The following is a 16,500-nucleotide window of genomic DNA, read 5'->3' as shown; positions in this document are numbered from 1 at the left end:
GCTGCCATGACTCTCATCCTCCATGGATTGAGAGCCTCCACCAGACCCGGGGCGATTCAGTTCGCCGGGTTTCGTCATTTTCGGGTGGGTCGTTGGGGTGCTCCGGTGGGCTGGTAGTCACGGTCTGGGTTGAGTGTCAGTTCGCGGAGGAGTTCGCCGGTGGCTGCGTTGATGATGCGGATCTCGAGGTCTTGGACCAGGAGCAGGACGCGGGTTCGGGCATGGGTTCGTCCGATGCCGATGTGGTGGAGCCGGCCATTGTGGCGCAGGGTCACGCAGCCGGATCCATCGACGATGTCGTGGCGCAGGCGGTCATGGGTGTCGCGGGTGCGGTCGGCTCCGGGGGCGGCCTTGGGCAGCGATTGGTAGATGGTCGCCGGGGTGGCTCGGTGGGGTAGGGACCGGTGCGGGCGGCGCTGGTTGTATTCGTCGGCGAAGGACTGCAGCAGGGTGTTGAGCTGGTCGATGGTGGCCGGCTGGTCGGGTTGGGCGCGCAGCCACTTCTTCATGGTCTGTTGGAACCGTTCGACTTTCCCGCAGGTGGTGGGGTGGTTGGGGCGTGAGTTCTTCTGCACGATGCCCAGGCGGCGGAGTTCGTGCTCGAGTTGGGTGCGGCCGCCGCGGCCGCCGGCGAACCGGACGGTGTAGACCATGCCGTTGTCGGTGAGCGTGGATGCGGGGTATCCGTGCAGGTCAGCGGTTTGCCGGAAGCTGGCCAGCACGATCGGGGCGGTGAGGCGGGCGTGGGCTGAGATGTGCAGGGCGTAGCGGGAGCAGTCGTCGAGCCAGGTGATGATCTCGGTGTCGTCGCCGGGGGTGCCGTGGGGGTCGGTGAGTCGGTAGTGGGTGAAGTCGGACTGCCAGGTCTCGTTGGGCTGGTCGGCTTCGAATCGGATGTAGGAGGACTTGGGTCGCTTCGAGGGGTCCGGGGTGACGGCGCCGGCGCGGACCAGGATCCGGTTGATGGTGGCCCGCGACAGCTGCACGTGGTGGCGGTGGCGCAGGTGCCAGTCGATGGTGTCGGCGCCGGCGTCCAGACCGCTGTCGGCGAGTTGTTTGCGTAGCCGCAGGACGAGGTCGATCGTGGCGGCCGGCGTCGCGGTGGGGCTGGTCTTCGGGGCCCGTGAGCGGGGCTCGAGGGCGGTGTCGCCTTCTGCGCGGTAACGGGCAATGAGCTTGCTGACCCAGCCCTTGCTCACCCCGTACCGGCGGGCGACCTCGGCCTGGGTGATGCCCTCGATCTCGACCGCGGTGATGACCAGCCTCGCCTTCGACACCGGCCAGCATCGAGTTTCCTATGACCTGAGACATGGGTTTCCTATGTCCTGAGCCAGCACATCTTCGGATCCTCCTCTTCGGATCCTCCTCCCGACCTCAAGTGTCCGATCTCTTATCGGCGCCGAGGCGGTCTCTGGATGGCTCTGGAAACCGACTGCGGCGACCTCGTTGACCCGCGTGGCCAGCAACCTTCAGGCAGGCGCACCGCACACGACGAGGAGATGCGCTTCGCGGCGGAGACTTGAAGGTGTCCATAAACAGGCCAGAAACTCTGTCAAGGGCCGTCAACCAGCGTCAGCGCGACACCACTAGACGCCAGCGTTTGCCCAGTTCAAGTGGCGTTTATCGGCGAAGAGCGTCAACTGGCGTCATGCGCTCATCGCACTCGCGGCGGCATCGGAGGGTTGTTGGTTCGAGTCCAACCGGGGGAGCAGATGAGCGGCCTGACCACGGCGAGAAAGCCTGGGTCAGGCCGCTCCGTGGTTTCCGGGCCACGTGGCTCGAAGGCCGTCGCGGCGGTGCTCACCGGCTTGGTGCTGCTCGGCGGCTGTGCCGACGTCGACCACGGCGAGGCGCCCGGGACCGAACCGGCGAAGACGCCCGGCCGGTGGAGCGACATCGACACCACCCGGCCCTCGGAGGACCCGGTCGCGACGGTCTACGGCTACGTGCAGGCGATGGCTTCCGCCGACGACGCGGCCGCCTGCGCGTTCCAGTACCGCGGCTCGTCGGACTTCCGCGACGACCCCTGCGTGCTGGACCGGGAGGCCCCGCGCCGGGACCTGCGCCGAACGGTCGAGGAGTGGGCGGGCCTCGCGGCGTACCGGCTCGAGGACTACGAGGCCACCGACGCCGGCCGGCATTGGCGGGTCACGCTGCCGGCCGAGGAGGACACCAGATGGCGGGTCCGGCAGGACGACGCCGGTCTCTGGTTCGTGGACTGACTCGCGATCGGGCCGAGGTTCCCCGGCCCGTGCTGTGCTGACATGCTGCCGGGATGAGCATCCAGTCCCACCCGTCGGCCCTGTCGAAGGTGACGGCCACCCTGCGGCGCGGGGCCGCCGCAGTCCACGCCGCCTATCGCGCGAGCGGCGCCGACCTGCCGTTCGGCGACCCCCTGCGGGCCCACCAGGTGGCGATGGAGGGCTACTTCTGGCGGTTCACCGACCCGGGCACCGATCGGGTGCTGATCGCGCTCAACGGCGTCAACCGGGCCGCCGACGGGCACTGGGCGACGCTCGGGCTCGCCGCGCATCCGAGCGGCTTCCTGCGCACGGTCGAGCACCCCACGGGGTCGGCGGCACCGGACCGTCTCGGCGTCAGCGCCGGCGAGGCCTTCACCGGGCTCGATCGCTCGCTGCGCGTCGACCTCGGCCCCGACGCGCGGGTGGAGATCGAGGTCAGTGAGCCGGTGCCGTGGCCGCGCCGGTCCTTCGGTGGGTCGAGCGTGTTCCAGGCCGTGCCGGGGCTCAACCAGTACTGGCACCCGTGGCTGCTCGGCGGCCGAGCCCGCGGCTGGGCGGTGGTGGGGGAGGAGCGCTGGGAGCTCGACGGCTGGAGCGTCTACGCCGAGAAGAACTGGGGCAAGGGCGGCTTCCCCGACTCGTGGTGGTGGGGGCAGGCGCAGGGCTTCGCCGAGGCCGGTGCCTGCGTAGCGTTCGCGGGTGGCGAGGTCAACGCGGGACCGCTGCGCACCACCGTGACCGCGGTCGTCGTCCTGCTGCCCGACGGCCGGCTGCTGCGCCTGGGTGACCCGGTCGTCTCACCCGTGCGGGCCGAGGTGCACGACGAGCTGTGGTCGCTGCGGGGCCGCGGCGCGCGGTGGCAGGTGGAGGTGGAGGGGCGCGGCGACCTGGGTCACGCGCACGTGCTGCCGGTGCCCCTCCCCGCGGAACGACGCAACGTGCCCGGCGCGATCGAGCACCTGGGCGCGTCGCTGACCGTCCGGGTCCGCGAGCGCGGGCGGCTGGTGTGGGAGGGGCGATCGGAGAGCGCCGCGCTCGAGCACGGCGGCATCGACCGGGCCCGGGCAGAGGTGCTGCGCCGCGGCGGCGCGGTCGACGACGTCCACGCCGCCCCGGTACCCCGTACCGCTGGCTGAGGCGGCCTCCCAGCGGCCTCAGCCCACCGTCTCGCGCAGGCGCTGGGACGTCTCGGCCAGGCCGCGTGCCGCGGCACGGATGCCCTCCAGCTCGAGGCTGGTGGCCCGCGACGACTCGTCGACGCCCTCCAGGGTGGTGGCGATGTCACGGCCGCCGTCGGCGGCCCGGGCGAGGCTGGCCGCCATCGTCGCCGTGGTCGCGGTCTGCTCCTCCACGGCCCCGGCGATCGTCGACTGGAAGTCGTCGATGCGCATGATGATCTCCTGGATCCGCCCGATCTCGGCGGCGGCCTCGGCGACGGCACCTTGGATCGCCTCCACCTGGGAGGCGATGTCGCCGGTCGCCCGTGCGGTCTCCTGAGCCAGCTCCTTGACCTCTCCGGCGACCACGGCGAACCCCTTGCCGGCCTCGCCGGCGCGGGCGGCCTCGATGGTGGCGTTGAGCGCGAGCAGGTTGGTCTGCTCCGCGATCGAGGTGATCACCTTGACGACGCTGCCGATCTGGGCCGAGGACTCCCCGAGCGCACCCACCGCCTGGTTCGTGCTGTCGGCCAGCTGGACGGCCTCGCCGGCGATCCTGGCCACGTCGTGGGTGTTCTTGGCGATCTCGCCGATCGAGGCGCCCATCTCCTGGGTGCCCGAGGCGACGTTGTCGACGCCGCTGCTGACCTCCTGGGCGGCCCGCGCCGCGGCCGCTGTGCGAGTGGCGGTGTGCTCGGCGGTGTTCGACATGCCGTCGCTGGCCTCCACGAGGCTGCGGACCGCCTCGTCGAGCTCGGAGACGGCGGCACCGACGTCGCGGGCGACGGCCGAGGAGCGGTCCAGGGTGCCGTTCAACGCCACCGCGAGCCGCTCGAGCTCGGTGCGGCCGCGGCCCTCGGGCAGCCGGGTCGAGACGTCGCCGCTGGCCAGCAGACCGGTCGCCGACCGCAGCGGACCGACGATGGTCCGGCCCAGGTAGAGGGCGACGCCGCCGACGACGAGCAGGACGCCGACCCCGGCCAGGAGCAGCCGCGCGGTCTCGCCGACGGCCACGGTGCGCACGTCGTCGACGTACACGCCCGACCCGACGACCCATCCCCAGGGCTCGTAGCCGGCGACGTAGGAGACCTTGGGCTGGGGCGCGTCCGCGCCGGGCTTGGGCCACTGGTAGTCGACGAACCCGGCACCGTCGGCCTTCACCACGTCGACCATCTCGACGAAGAGCCGTTTGCCGTCGGGGTCCTCGTTCGCGCTGAGGTCGGTGCCGTCGAGCTCGGGCTTGATGGGGTGCATGACCATCGTCGGACCCATGTCGTTGACCCAGAAGTACTCCTCACCGGAGTAGCGCAGCTGCTCGAGCACGCGGAGCGCGGCCGCCTGAGCCTCCTCCTGCGTCAGCTCACCGGCCCCTTCCAGGGCGCCGTAGCTCTCGATCACCCCGAGCGCGGTCTCCACCACCTTGCTGGTGGACTCCTTGCGCTCGGCCATGATCCGGTCCTCCATGCGCAGCGACGCCACCGTCGACAAGGCCACGGTGCCGAGGCCGAACAGGACCACGATCGCGACCATCTGGGTGCGGATCGACCAGGTGCGGGGATGTCTCATGTGTGTCTCCGGTCACTCGAGGGTGCTAGCGCGCCCATCGACTCGCACCCGCCCACACCTGAGGGGAAAGGGCAAGAGGCCGGAGTTGTCTACTTCGAGGGCTCGGGCAGGTCGTCGCGATCCGGCAGCCTGCAGTCGACCTTCGGGTTGACCCCGACGTAGTTCAGCGGACCGGCGACGACGGTCAGCGCGGTGTCGCCCGCGGTCTTGCAGCTGACGTCGCGGTCCTCGCCGAAGTAGCCGCGCTGCCAGGCGGCGAGTACGCCGATCACCAGCCAGGCCACCACGAGCAGGCTCAGCAGCGACTTCATCGTGTCTCCCTCCGACCGGCGCCGGAGGGTCCGGCGCGCCACCGCAGAGGTACCCGGATCGGTCTCCGGGCACCGGAGGCGCTCGACGCTCGGGATCCGGCTGCCGCTGCGCGGGACCGATGCCCTAGGCTCGCCCGCCGAGGGGCGGTAGCTCAGCCGGTCAGAGCAGAGGACTCATAATCCTTGGGTCGTGGGTTCGAGCCCCACCCGCCCTACTGGCCGTCCCGGCCGTTCAGCAGCCGGTGTCGTAGTGCCCGAGCCGCATCGCCGCGCCGTCGGTGGTCAGCTCCCCGCGCTTGAGGGAGAACCCGCGCTGCCAGTCGGAGATGTACTGGGTCTTGTTCATCTCCTGGCCGGCCTCGCCGACCAGGCTGAGGCGCGGGGTCATGGGGACGCCGGGGATCGCATCGCGGTTGCGCAGCGTGGCGACGACGCGGCCGTTGGCGAACCACGAGATGTGCCGCTTGCTCAGCTCGACGGCGTACGTGGTCGCGATGTCCGTCGAGGTGGGCGTCGGCACCGTGCGCGTCCACTGGGTCCCGTTCGCCGCCGTCGCACCCATGGTGACGGTCCGACCGCCGGGGACGACGTCCGCGATCAGGATGCTTCGGGGCGAGCACCGGTCGCTTCCCGACCGTTCCGGGACCAGCTCGAAGACGGCGTGGTAGTCCCGGGCGTCGTGCTCGGTGACCTTCAGGCGCATCATCGACTCCCACCGGCCGTAGCGCCTGGGGGCCTCGCGCAGGGTGGCGCTCACGCTGCCGTGGTCGCCAGGGCCGGAGTAGTTCCGCTGGCTGTCGAGGGTGAGCCCGCCGTTGTGCTTCGACACCCGCCCGCTGCCGTCGGAGGCGTCGAGCCACCACCCACCGCGCACCGTGCCGCGGTGCGGCGGGCTGTCCAGGGCCTCGCCGGACACCCAGGCGTAGTCCCACAGCGCCGGACGCCACTGGCTGTTCTGCGATGCGCTGCCCGGGGCCGCAGGTGCGCCGTCGCGACTCGAGACCGGTCCCGACGGCATCGCGGCACCCGTCGTCGGTGCGGCCGGCGCGAGCGTCGACCTGCTCGGCTCCGCCGCGTCCGAGGGACGCGTGCCGACCACGCGCACGTAGTGGGGGAACGAGGGGTACCAGCCGATCTCGCTGCCGCCGGAGGTGTACTCCTCCTGGCGCACCCGGTAGACGACCGTGCCCGGCTCGTCCACGGTGACCACGAACCGACCCTGGCCGAGCAGGTCCACCCTCGAGGTGTCCAGCGTCTTCCACCGGGTGTCGCTGAGGCGCTGCTGCAGCGTGAGCGTCCGGCCGCCGAAGATCGGGCCGGGCAGGTCAGGGCGGCGGAGGAGGTCGGGGGTGGTGTCGACGGCGATCACGAACGGGACGCCCGCCCGGACCTGGCCCTCGGGCAGACCGGGGAGCTTGTGGGTGCTCAGCGTGAGGTCCTGCGTCTTGGCGTCGAACGTCCACCGCGGTGTGGCCGCCGAGCCGGAGACCACCCGCATGCTGATCCCGAACATCGAGGGAGCGGGGAACGAGAACCGGAAGCTGCCGTCGGCGTTCGTGGTCCGGTTCGACCCGGGCACATCGAGCCAGGTATCGCCGGGGCGGTTCATGTGGGACTGCAGATGCAGCGGAGCCACGCCTGGCCGGCCCAGGTCCCCCTCGAAAGTCAGCCGCTGGCCACCGACGTAGAGCAGCGGAGAGACAGAGAGGCCTGCTCCGCGCGCGACCACCGGCGCGGCAGCGCTGGGCCCGGGCATCGTCGCCTGGCTCGGCGAGGAACCGACGACCGCGATCAGCGAGCCGAGCAGGAGGGCCGCCACGGCGGCGATCCTGGTCTGGAGCGCGCCCTTGCCGGCCGGCACACAGGTCTGCACGTTCTTCCCCCGGTTGGTCGGCGACCAGGGGAGAGGCCTCCCCCTGGTGCGACCATCGGCAGGCACCGGCCGAGGTGAAGAGAACCGTCACAGGCAGGTCTGCAGACCGGTGAGGACGGGACTTTCGTCCCGGCGACCCGCGATAGCGGGTCGCTCAGCGACTCGGAGACGCCGGTCAGGCGGGGGTGTGGGTGCGTCGCCGCGGCCGGGGGACCCCGTGGCCGCTGGACGGGGCGGTGAGCAGGTCGGCGTGCTCACTGGTGGAGAGCAGCCGCCGCACCTGGGAGCGGCGCGCCAGCAACTGCACGTGCCCGTGCACCTCGGCCCGGCGCACACACCACAGCAGCCGCGACAGACCCGCGGAGTCGACCTCGTCGACCCAGCTCAGATCGACCACGAGGTCTCGCACACCGTCGGCCCGGGCCTGCTCGATCCGACGGACGAGCTCGTGGGCGCTCGCGCCGGTCAGCTTGCCCCGCAACTCGAACGTCGCAGCTTCCCCCGCCAGCTCCGTCGAGATCTGAAGCGGCATCGCGCTCCCCTCGGTCGGAACGCCCCTGAGCGGCACAGAGGTGTTCGTCACATCGACCTCTCTAGGGTGCCTCGCGTCCGGTCCCGAGGGAAGGGTTTCCTGAGACAAAATTGAGGATGATCGCCGGGGCGGGCACGCGGTCCTGACGGGGCGGCCCCGGCGTCGGCCGGCGCGCCTGGGCCAGGTCAGAAGCCGCGCGCCAACCCCCACGCGACCGCTTGCGCCCGCCGGCTGACGCCCGTCTTCTGGTAGATCTGCCGGATGTAGGTCTTCACCGAGTTCACGCTGACGTAGAGCAGTTCGGCGATCTCGGCGTTGCTGTGACCGCGGCAGATCAGCGTGAGCACCTCGTGCTCGCGGCGGCTCAGGCGGACGCCCGCCTGCTCGGTCGGGACACTCGAGACCGTCCGGTGCGATCCGCGGTGCGCGGCCTGCAACGCCTCGGTGAACCGCTCCGACGACGCGGTCTTCGGCACCCACGCCCGGGCGCCGGCGGTGAGGATCCGGCGTACCAGTGCCGGGTCGGTGTCCCAGGTGAACGCGACGAGCGGCGCACCGGCGCGCGCGGTCACGCTGGCCAGGTAGCGCTCCACCGAGGTCTCGCGGCCGCTCGGGTCGCACAGGACCAGGTCGGGTCGGGTCGGCTCCGAGGGGTCGACCAGGCGCAGCCGGAGTCCGGCGTCCGGGGCCTGCCGACCGAGCATCCCGGCGATGCCGAGCCGGACCAGCTCCGGCTCGTCGAGCACGGCGACCCGCACCGGCTCCGCCCCCGAGATCAGTGTGTTCGCTGCGGTCACCACGATCCGACAACCTAGAGCGGCCACGGAGGTCACGCTGGTCATCGCCCCTCACCCCTCGGGGTGATTTGCGCCCACGTGCCACCACCGGCCTGCTCGAGGGCAGGTTTGGACGACGCCGGGCCGGGCACCGGAGCGGTGGGCCGGCAGCTCCTTGTGACTCGGGTGGTGCACGGGGGTGACCACGCACAGGTCGAGCTGCCGGCCTGACCTGGGCCTACTCGTCGTGCTGCTCCTGGCCGGCGTCGGTGAACCGGCGTTGATAGGCGCGGAGCGCTTGGCGCCCCTCCTCCAATGCCTCCTCCAGCGGGGCGACCAACGCTGCCGCGCCCTCGGTGGTGTCGGCGTCGCCGAGGAACTCCAGCTCACGCGCGGCAGCGCCCGCTTGCGCCGCACCCAGGTTCAGGGCGCTGCCAGCGAGCTTGTGGGCGGCCGCCCGCAGTGCAGGCGCGTCCGCGGCCTCGATGGCCGCCGCGATCGTCTCCACGGCCGTCACGGAGTTGCGGCAGAAGTTGCCGATCGCCCGGTCGAGGTAGGCGGTGTTGCCGGGGTCGAGGTCGCGCAGCATCGCCAGACGGTCGAGGTCGAGGCCCGTGAGCGGGTCGGTGGCGTCTTCGGACACGGGAGGCTCCTCTGGGTGGGGGCCCTGCTCGGCCGCAGGGGCGGGGGTGGTGGGGTGCTGGTCCCCGGGGTGAGGCGAAGGTCGCGGAGGTGCCGCACGGGTGGGCACCTCGCCACCCAACCAGCGCCCCAGGACGGACGCCAAGGCGCCGGGGTCCACCGGTTTGGTCAAGAAGTCGTCCATCCCCGCAGCCAGGCACCGCTCGCGCTCGCCCTCCACCGCCGAGGCGGTCATGGCGATGACCGGGACCCGGCGACCCGGCGTCTCCTGCGAGCGGATCGCCTGCGTCGCGGCGTAGCCGTCCATGTGTGGCATCTGCACGTCCATCAGGACCGCGTCGTGCCGAGCGGCGTCGTAGGCCAGCGTCGCCGCGCGACCGTCGTCGGCGGTCTCGACGGCGAAGCCGAGCGACTCCAGTAGCCCGGCGGCGACCATCTGGTTCACCTCGTTGTCCTCGACGACCAATACCCGTCCCCGATCCGCCCCGGCCTGCGTGGCGCTCGGTGGTGGCACGGCGGCCGCCGTCTCGACGGCGCCGACCAGCCGGTCCTCCAGCGCCTGGCGCAGGTCGGCACCGACGACCGGTGTGGCCACGACATCGTCCACACCTGCGGTGGCGAGGCGGTCGCGCTCGGTGTGATCGCCACCGACCAGCAGCACCGCCGGTCGCGATCCGCCGATCTCGTCGAGCAGGCCAGCCGCCAGCTCCAGGGCCGCACGGCCCCCGCCGTCGAACCCGAGCAGCACCACGTCGTACGCCGCGTCTCCGGGCCGCGCGAGCGCGTCGCGCGCAGGAGGCCCCTCCGCGACCACGTCGACGCGCATCCCCCAGCGAGCCAGGTGTTGCTCGAGCACCCGGGCTCGCGCCGGCAGGTCGTCGACGACCAGCGCCCGACGCCCGGTGAGCGTCTCGCGAGCCCGATCGTCCTCCGACCTACTGTGCGCGCCGCGGGGGTGGCCGAGCAGCACCGTGAACGAGAAGGTACTTCCGGTCCCGGGTTCGCTCTGCACCTGGAGCTCGCCGTCGAGGGCGGCGACGATCTCGCGAGAGATGGCCAACCCCAGGCCGGTGCCACCGTGCATCCGGGTCGTGGAGGCGTCGCCCTGGGTGAAGGGCTCGAACAGCTCGGGCAGCCGCTCCGGGTCGATCCCGCTGCCGGTGTCGCTCACCGCGACCCGTAGCCGCACCCGGTCGTCGGGGCCGTTCTCCGCGCTCGCCGTGACGGCGACCTCGCCGTGCTCGGTGAACTTCACGGCGTTCGAGCCCAGGTTGGTGAGCACCTGGGTCAGCCGGGTCGGGTCGCCACGCAGCAGCTGCGGCACGGCCGGGTCGACGGCGACCAGCAGCTCGAGGTTCTTGCCCCGAGCCTGTTCGCCCAGCAGGCGCGTCACCTGGTCGAAGACGTCGCGCACGTCGAAGTCGACCTGCTCGAGCTCGAGCCGGCCGGCCTCGATCTTGCTGAAGTCGAGCACGTCGTTGATCAGCGCGAGCAGCGCCCGGCTGGCCACCTGGACGCCGGAGGCCAGGCGCTGCTGGCCGGGGTCGAGGTCGGTGCGGACCAGCAGGTCGGTGAGGCCGATGACGCCGTTGAGCGGGGTGCGGATCTCGTGGCTCATCGTGGCCAGGAACTCCGACTTCTGGCGGGACGCGGCCATCGCCTGGTCACGTGCGTCGGCCAGCTCGCGTTGCGCCCGTTCCCGCTCGGCGACACGTCCGAGCTGTACCGACACCTGGGCCACCATCGACTCGATCATCTCGTGGCGGTAGAGCGGGGGCGCCGAGGTGAGGGTGACCACGGCGCACACGTCGGTGCCCAGCAGGACGGGGAAGCCGATGGTGAGTCGCGGGTCGTCCCACAGGGTGCTGCGCCGATCCAGCACCCGCTGCGCGAGCTCCAGCTCGGCAGCCCGGCGCTCGGGAGCCGCCTCGTCGGCACGCTGGTCCGCCTCGCTGACGTAGAGCGGAGCCAGTCCGCCGGCGCCGTCCGGGACGAAGCCGCGCGCTCGCTCCCAGTCCTCGTGCAGGAGCACCAGGTCTCGGGCGCGACCGAGCACCTCGTCGAGCGTGGCGGCCTCGTTGGCGGCGCTGGCCACCGCCTGCATCAGCGTGTTCTGCAGGACCTGGTCGACCAGCGCCAGTTGCGCCTCGGTGACCTCGGTGACGTCCTGATGGGTGCCCGACATCGTGACCGACCCGTCGGTGCTCCGCGCGACGCCGCGGCCGCGGACCCAGCGCCAGCCCTCGGTGAGTGCGACCCGGACGGTGTAGTCGAACTCGCCGGTGCCGGTGCCGGTGCCGGTGCCGGTGCCGCTGAGAGCGGACTCCACGGCCGCGTGGACCAGGTGGCGGTCGTCGGGGTGGACGAGCTCGAGGTAGCCGGCAAAGGTCCGCGGGACCGTGTCGGGCGTGAAACCGAACAGCTCGAGCAGCTGCTCGGAGCTGGTGATCCGGTCGGAGTCGACGTCCCACGTCCAGCCGGCGATGCGGGCGATCCGCTCAGCCTCGGCCAGCTCGGCTCGGCTCGATCGGAGCTCCTCGATGATCGCCCGGCGGCGGCTGTCGTCGCTCATCCGATGGACGACGCCGGCGAGAGAGCCGTCCGGGGCGTTCCAGGGGCTCTCCTGGACCAGCAGCCACAGGGTGGACCCGTCCCGTCGGACGAACTGCACCTCGACCTCGTGAGTGTTGAGGACGCCGGCGCGCAGCTCTTCGAGGTGCTCGGCGAACTGGACGCGGCCGGGTTCGTCGAGCGTGTCGAAGACGGAGAGGTCGCTGACCGAGCCCGGCGGGACGCCGAGCAGTTCGGCCACCCGCGGATTGGCGTAGCGGACGCGGCCGTCGAGGTCGAAGACCCAGATCCCGTCGCGCGAGTCCTCGACGAGGCCTCGGTAGAGGTCGAGCCCGAGGTCGAGATCGGGGGTCGGAACAGCGTCGGATGACTCGGCTCCGCCGGGAAGGTCCGGCGACGCGTGTTCCATCTGACCTCCCGCCCTCGTCTGGTGTCACGATACGGCCACCTGCTTCGCCAAGCGGGGGCCGAGGTCCCGATCGGTCAGGACTCGCCCGCGATGAGGTACTTCCCGTCCTCGAACACCAGTTTCAGGCTGGGGCTGTCCTCCCAGGTGCGGCCGTCGGTGGTCGTGTAGCTCACGTCGTAGGCCACGGTGAGGTCGCCCGGATCGGCCCGGACGGACAGCAGCCGTGCCTCCTGGATGCCGCTCCAGAACTCTTGGTAGCCGGCCAGGTCTCCGCTCTGGGTCTGGAACGCGGGCGTCAGCCGATTGAAGGCGGCCGCTGGGTCGGCGGTTGCGGTGTCCAGGTAGTCGGCGACGAAGGCCTCCATGTCCTGCTCGTTCGGCTCGGCGGAGGTGGAGCGCGGAGACGACGGCGACTGCTGCCCCGGCGGGGCGGCCTCGTCGTCGCCGCGGAGGCCCAGGGCGAACGCACCGACGGTGAGTGCGGTGACCACCGCCAGGGCGAGCAGGACCAGCAGAGGACGCCGAGAGCCGCCGCGCCGGTGGTCGGAGGAAGGCACGGGCTCGGCGGTGGCGCCTGTCGGGATCGGAGCCAGCGACCGGGTGTGGTCGGGCGCGGCCGCCGCCCCGCCGGCGCCGCGCACCGGACGGGGGAGCGTGTCGGTGCGACTGCCCGGCGGCGGCGCGCCTCCGACCAGGAACTCGTGCACGCGCGCCATCGACCAGCGATCGCCCGGCTCCCGGCACATCGTCGCCTCGAGCAGGGGCGCCAGCCAGCCGGCGTCCGGCAGCCGCGGCGGCTGCTCGTGCACGATCCGGTAGAGCGCTCCCATCACGTTCTCGCCCACCTCGTAGGGCGGGTGCCCGGAGAGGGCGTGGAACAGCGTCGCGCCGAGCGACCAGACGTCGCTGGCGCCGGTGGCGCCGGCCCCGGACGCCACCTCCGGAGCCAGATAGGCGGGCGAGCCGGTGACCAGACCGGTCTGGGTGAGCGAGGCGTCGGCCTGGGCGCGGGCGATGCCGAAGTCGGAGAGCTTCACCTGGCCCTGCTCGGTGACCAGGATGTTGGACGGCTTGACGTCGCGATGCACGATCCCGACCGCGTGTGCGGCGGCGAGCGCGTCGGCCGCCTGGGCCAGCAGCGGAGCCGCCTGCTCGGCCGTGAGCCGGCCGTGGCGCTGGACGAGCCCGGCCAACGTCGAGCCGGCGACGTACTCCATCACCAGCCACTGGTCGCCGTCCTGCTCGACGAGGTCGAAGACCGCGACGACGTGGGGATGGTTAACCCGCGCCGCCAGCCGGGCCTCCCGCTCCGCCCGGGCGAGATCCGGACTGCCCGCGAGCGCCACAGCGCCCACGCGCTTGAGCGCGACCTGCCGCCCCAGCACGGCGTCGCGGCCGAGCCAGACGGCCCCCATGCCGCCCCGGCCGATCTCCCGATCCAGGGAGTACCTGCCTGCGATCTCGCCAGCAGCCACCATCCGTCCTTCCTGGCCTGCAGCGGTGCGCGACGACGAACCCGGTGGGCGGGTGCGGGGGTGATACGGCAGGCTTGACCCGACGGTACCCACCTCCACCACCTGCTCGGAAAGGCGCATCGTGCCCATCGACCCCACCCTCCTCGACGACCTCGAGTGGCGCGGACTGATCGCCCACTCGACGGACCGCGACGCCCTGCGCGAGGCGTTGGACGCGGGGAGCGTGCGGTTCTACGTGGGCTTCGACCCGACGGCGGCGAGCCTGCACATGGGACACCTGGTGCAGGTCCTCACCGCCAAGCGGCTGCAGCAGGCCGGACACACCCCCTTCGCCCTGGTCGGGGGGGCCACCGGCATGATCGGCGACCCTCGCGACTCCGGCGAGCGCACGCTCAACTCGCTCGACACGGTGAAGGAGTGGACCGACCGGGTCCGTCGCCAGATCGAGCCGTTCCTCTCCTTCGAGGGCCCCAACGCGGCGACGATGGTCAACAACTACGACTGGACCGCCAGCCTCTCCACGATCGACTTCCTGCGCGACGTCGGCAAGCACTTCCCGGTCAACCGGATGCTGGCCCGCGACGTCGTGAGCCGACGGCTCGAGTCCGGCATCAGCTACACCGAGTTCAGCTACGTGCTGCTGCAGTCGATGGACTTCCTCCACCTCTACCGCGACTTCGGGGTGACCTTGCAGTTCGGGGGCTCGGACCAGTGGGGCAATCTCACCGCGGGCGCGGAGCTGATCCGCCGCGCGGCAGGCGGCAAGGCGCACGCGTTCGCCACCCCGCTGCTGACCAAGGCCGACGGCACGAAGTACGGCAAGACGGAGGGCGGGGCCCTGTGGCTGGACGCCGACATGCTCTCGCCCTACGCCTTCTACCAGTTCTGGCTCAACGTCGAGGACGAGAAGGTCGGGGAGCTGTTGCGGGTGTTCACGTTCCTGTCTCGGCCCGAGATCGAGGAGCTGGAGGCGCAGCACACGGAGAAGCCCTTCCTGCGCATCGGGCAGCGCACGCTGGCCGAGCAGGTGACGACCCTGGTCCACGGCGCCGAGGAGACCGAGCGGATCAAGGAGGCGTCGGCCGCGCTGTTCGGCGGGGGTGACCTCCGGGGCCTGAGCGTGCAGACCCTGGGGGCCGCACTGCGTGAGGCCGGCAGCGTCAAGGTCGCAGCCGGGACGCCGCTGCCCAGCGTCGTCGACCTGCTCGTCGACACCGGACTGGCGAAGAGCAAGGGGGAGGCACGCCGCACCATCGGCGAGGGTGGCGCCTACCTCAACAACGATCGCATCGAGGACGTCGACCGGGTGGTGGCCGCGGACGACCTGATCGGCGGCAGCTGGCTGGTGCTGCGGCGGGGCAAGAAGAACTTCGCCGGGGTCGAGGTCGGCTGAGTGAGCACCGAGGCGCGCTGGCTCGAGGGACTGGAGGAGCGAGCACGGCGGGCGCTGCCGCCGACCGTGTTCGAGTACCTCGTCGAAGGTGCCCGCGACTCGGTCACCGCGAACGAGGCGGTGGCTGCCTGGTCCTCGGTGCGATTCCGCCCGCATGTGCTGCGGGACGTGACGCAGGTCGACCCCGCGGTCACTCTGCTCGGACACCCCTCGCCCGTGCCGTGGGGCATCGCCCCGACGACCCTCCAGCGGGCGGTGCACCCCGAGGGAGAGCTGGCGATGGCCCGCGCGACCGCGGCCGCCGGAGGCGTCATGGTGGTCTCCAGCAACGCCGGCACCCCGTTCGAGCAGATCGGCGAAACCGGTGTCCGCTGGTGGCTCCAGGCCTACCTTCCGGCCGACCGCACGCTCGCCGAGCCGATGCTCGAGCGGGCTGTGGCCGCCGGAGCGACCGCCGTCGTGCTCACGGCGGACACACCGGTGGTGGCCACGAAGTACGCCGCGGGCGGAAGCGTGTGGGACAACGTCGACCGCGGGATGGTGCGGGTGAACTTCGACCCCGGCTATGACGATCGTGCCGGCTCCGAGAAGGCCAACGACCTCGGACCGCACGACATCGACTGGCTGGCGGACAAGAGCGGGCTGCCGGTGGTCGTCAAGGGGTTGACCCGGGCCGACGACGCGCGCCGGTGCGTCCAGGCGGGTGCCTCCGCTGTGTGGGTCTCCAACCACGGGGGACGCCAGCTCGACCGCGCGCTGTCCACGGCAGCCTGCCTCGCCGAGGTCGTCGCTGCGGTCGACGGCGGAGCCGAGGTCTACGTCGACGGGGGAGTGCGCTCCGGGCTCGACGTGCTCGCCGCGCTGGGTCTCGGCGCCGATGCCGTCTTCCTGGGCCGGCTCGCGCTCTATGCGCTGGTCGAGGGCGAGGCCGGAGTGGCCGCGCTGCACGAGGAGTTGCGGGTGCAGACGTGCGAGGCGCTCAGGCTGGCCGGCTGCCGCACCGTGGCCGACACCCGCGACCTCGCCGCCCACCCTCCGGAGCGACTGCCCTGGCAGCCGACCTCACCGCTCTGACCTGCGCAAACGACGCTGTGGCCCGGCTCACGCCGGCCCGATTTGAAACTTCTGCGGCCCGGGCCTAATGTTCTCCGAGTCGCCACGGAGCGGCGGGCAGCAAGACCGGTCAGGTCGGGCTGCCGGCCCCGGGAGACCACCCCCAACACTCTCCTCTCGATGGAGTTCGAGTGCGCGCCCCGAAGAGGGGCCCCCCGAAATCCTCAAGAACACGAGTGCGCCCGGGTGCGGAACCAAGAGCGGAATTGCCCGCGAAAAACGGTTCTGATAAAGTTCCACAAGTCCCGACAGGGCCCAGGATAAACAATCTGGAACCGGTCGGGAATCAGTTCGAAAAACTGCCTCGAATTGCGAGGCGCGAAACGAACTGATAAAGTAGCGAAAGACGAAGCCCCGCCGCTGCGGCCCGCAAGGCCAAAGGACGGTGTGCGTCTGATTCTTGAGAACTCAACAGTGTGTCATAGTCGACGAATTAGTT

Annotated in this window: 12 protein-coding genes and 1 tRNA gene; 5 read left to right on the top strand and 8 right to left on the bottom strand. The window is 71.6% G+C overall.

The window, feature by feature from the left end; all coding sequences use genetic code 11:
* Positions 1–74: 74 nt before the first annotated feature.
* Entirely contained in the window at positions 75–1,277 is a 1,203-nt protein-coding gene (locus D6B71_RS22045) for an IS481 family transposase (RefSeq protein ID WP_121258961.1), read from the bottom strand.
* Positions 1,278–1,757: 480 nt separating this feature from the next.
* Here D6B71_RS22045 and D6B71_RS22040 point away from each other — a divergent pair, with 480 nt between their 5' ends.
* Together D6B71_RS22040 and D6B71_RS22035 are read left to right on the top strand one after the other, a co-directional pair.
* Positions 1,758–2,222 (top strand): hypothetical protein, encoded by a 465-nt coding sequence (locus tag D6B71_RS22040; protein ID WP_126688348.1) that lies wholly within the window; start codon positions 1,758–1,760, stop codon positions 2,220–2,222.
* Positions 2,223–2,275: 53 nt separating this feature from the next.
* Positions 2,276–3,379 carry a tocopherol cyclase family protein gene (locus D6B71_RS22035; RefSeq protein WP_121258959.1) on the top strand — a complete coding sequence of 368 codons (1,104 nt, stop codon included), beginning with the start codon at positions 2,276–2,278 and terminating at the stop codon, positions 3,377–3,379.
* Positions 3,380–3,397: 18 nt separating this feature from the next.
* On the opposite strand, the gene D6B71_RS22030 is transcribed toward D6B71_RS22035, so the two are convergent.
* The gene (locus D6B71_RS22030; protein ID WP_121258958.1) at positions 3,398–4,966 is read right to left on the bottom strand and encodes a methyl-accepting chemotaxis protein; all 1,569 of its coding nucleotides are present in this window, start codon (positions 4,964–4,966) and stop codon (positions 3,398–3,400) included.
* Between the two features lie 89 nt (positions 4,967–5,055).
* On the bottom strand, positions 5,056–5,277 hold the full coding sequence (locus D6B71_RS22025; protein ID WP_121258957.1) for a hypothetical protein: 222 nt from the start codon (positions 5,275–5,277) through the stop codon (positions 5,056–5,058).
* Between the two features lie 141 nt (positions 5,278–5,418).
* On the opposite strand from D6B71_RS22025, the gene D6B71_RS22020 reads away from it, so the two are divergent.
* Positions 5,419–5,492: transfer RNA gene (locus D6B71_RS22020), tRNA-Ile, on the top strand.
* Positions 5,493–5,509: 17 nt separating this feature from the next.
* Here D6B71_RS22020 and D6B71_RS22015 read toward each other — a convergent pair.
* The 5 genes from D6B71_RS22015 to D6B71_RS21995 all read right to left on the bottom strand — a co-directional run bounded on the left by D6B71_RS22015 (position 5,510) and on the right by D6B71_RS21995 (position 13,558).
* Entirely contained in the window at positions 5,510–7,150 is a 1,641-nt protein-coding gene (locus D6B71_RS22015) for a LamG domain-containing protein (RefSeq protein ID WP_126688347.1), read from the bottom strand.
* A 175-nt stretch (positions 7,151–7,325) separates the two neighbouring features.
* Positions 7,326–7,682, bottom strand: a complete 357-nt coding sequence (locus D6B71_RS22010; RefSeq protein ID WP_121258955.1) for an STAS domain-containing protein — start codon at positions 7,680–7,682, stop codon at positions 7,326–7,328.
* Positions 7,683–7,867: 185 nt separating this feature from the next.
* Entirely contained in the window at positions 7,868–8,524 is a 657-nt protein-coding gene (locus D6B71_RS22005; RefSeq protein WP_126688346.1) for a helix-turn-helix transcriptional regulator, read from the bottom strand.
* 172 nt (positions 8,525–8,696) lie between these two features.
* A complete protein-coding gene (locus D6B71_RS22000) occupies positions 8,697–12,080 on the bottom strand; it encodes a response regulator (protein ID WP_121258953.1) in 3,384 nt (1,127 codons plus the stop codon).
* A 74-nt stretch (positions 12,081–12,154) separates the two neighbouring features.
* Positions 12,155–13,558 carry a serine/threonine-protein kinase gene (locus tag D6B71_RS21995; RefSeq protein ID WP_164519784.1) on the bottom strand — a complete coding sequence of 468 codons (1,404 nt, stop codon included), beginning with the start codon at positions 13,556–13,558 and terminating at the stop codon, positions 12,155–12,157.
* Positions 13,559–13,676: 118 nt separating this feature from the next.
* On the opposite strand from D6B71_RS21995, the gene tyrS reads away from it, so the two are divergent.
* Positions 13,677–14,948 (top strand): tyrosine--tRNA ligase, encoded by a 1,272-nt coding sequence (gene tyrS, locus D6B71_RS21990; protein ID WP_121258952.1) that lies wholly within the window; start codon positions 13,677–13,679, stop codon positions 14,946–14,948.
* On the top strand, positions 14,949–16,022 hold the full coding sequence (locus D6B71_RS21985) for an alpha-hydroxy acid oxidase (RefSeq protein WP_121258951.1): 1,074 nt from the start codon (positions 14,949–14,951) through the stop codon (positions 16,020–16,022).
* Positions 16,023–16,500: the final 478 nt, after the last annotated feature.

It is taken from the genome of Nocardioides ferulae, assembly GCF_003660455.1.
In the GTDB taxonomy this organism is placed as follows: Bacteria; Actinomycetota; Actinomycetes; order Propionibacteriales; family Nocardioidaceae; genus Nocardioides; species Nocardioides ferulae.
This window is presented reverse-complemented; position numbering and strand designations above follow the sequence as displayed.

What these genes read in the sequence shown, in the direction of transcription:
- D6B71_RS22035 (WP_121258959.1), top strand. Translation starts at nt 2,276, where the DNA reads ATGAGCATCCAGTCCCACCCGTCGGCCCTGTCGAAGGTGACGGCCACC.
- D6B71_RS22030 (WP_121258958.1), bottom strand. Translation starts at nt 4,966, where the DNA reads ATGAGACATCCCCGCACCTGGTCGATCCGCACCCAGATGGTCGCGATC.
- D6B71_RS22025 (WP_121258957.1), bottom strand. Translation starts at nt 5,277, where the DNA reads ATGAAGTCGCTGCTGAGCCTGCTCGTGGTGGCCTGGCTGGTGATCGGC.
- D6B71_RS22010 (WP_121258955.1), bottom strand. Translation starts at nt 7,682, where the DNA reads ATGCCGCTTCAGATCTCGACGGAGCTGGCGGGGGAAGCTGCGACGTTC.
- D6B71_RS22005 (WP_126688346.1), bottom strand. Translation starts at nt 8,524, where the DNA reads ATGACCAGCGTGACCTCCGTGGCCGCTCTAGGTTGTCGGATCGTGGTG.
- D6B71_RS22000 (WP_121258953.1), bottom strand. Translation starts at nt 12,080, where the DNA reads ATGGAACACGCGTCGCCGGACCTTCCCGGCGGAGCCGAGTCATCCGAC.
- D6B71_RS21995 (WP_164519784.1), bottom strand. Translation starts at nt 13,558, where the DNA reads ATGGTGGCTGCTGGCGAGATCGCAGGCAGGTACTCCCTGGATCGGGAG.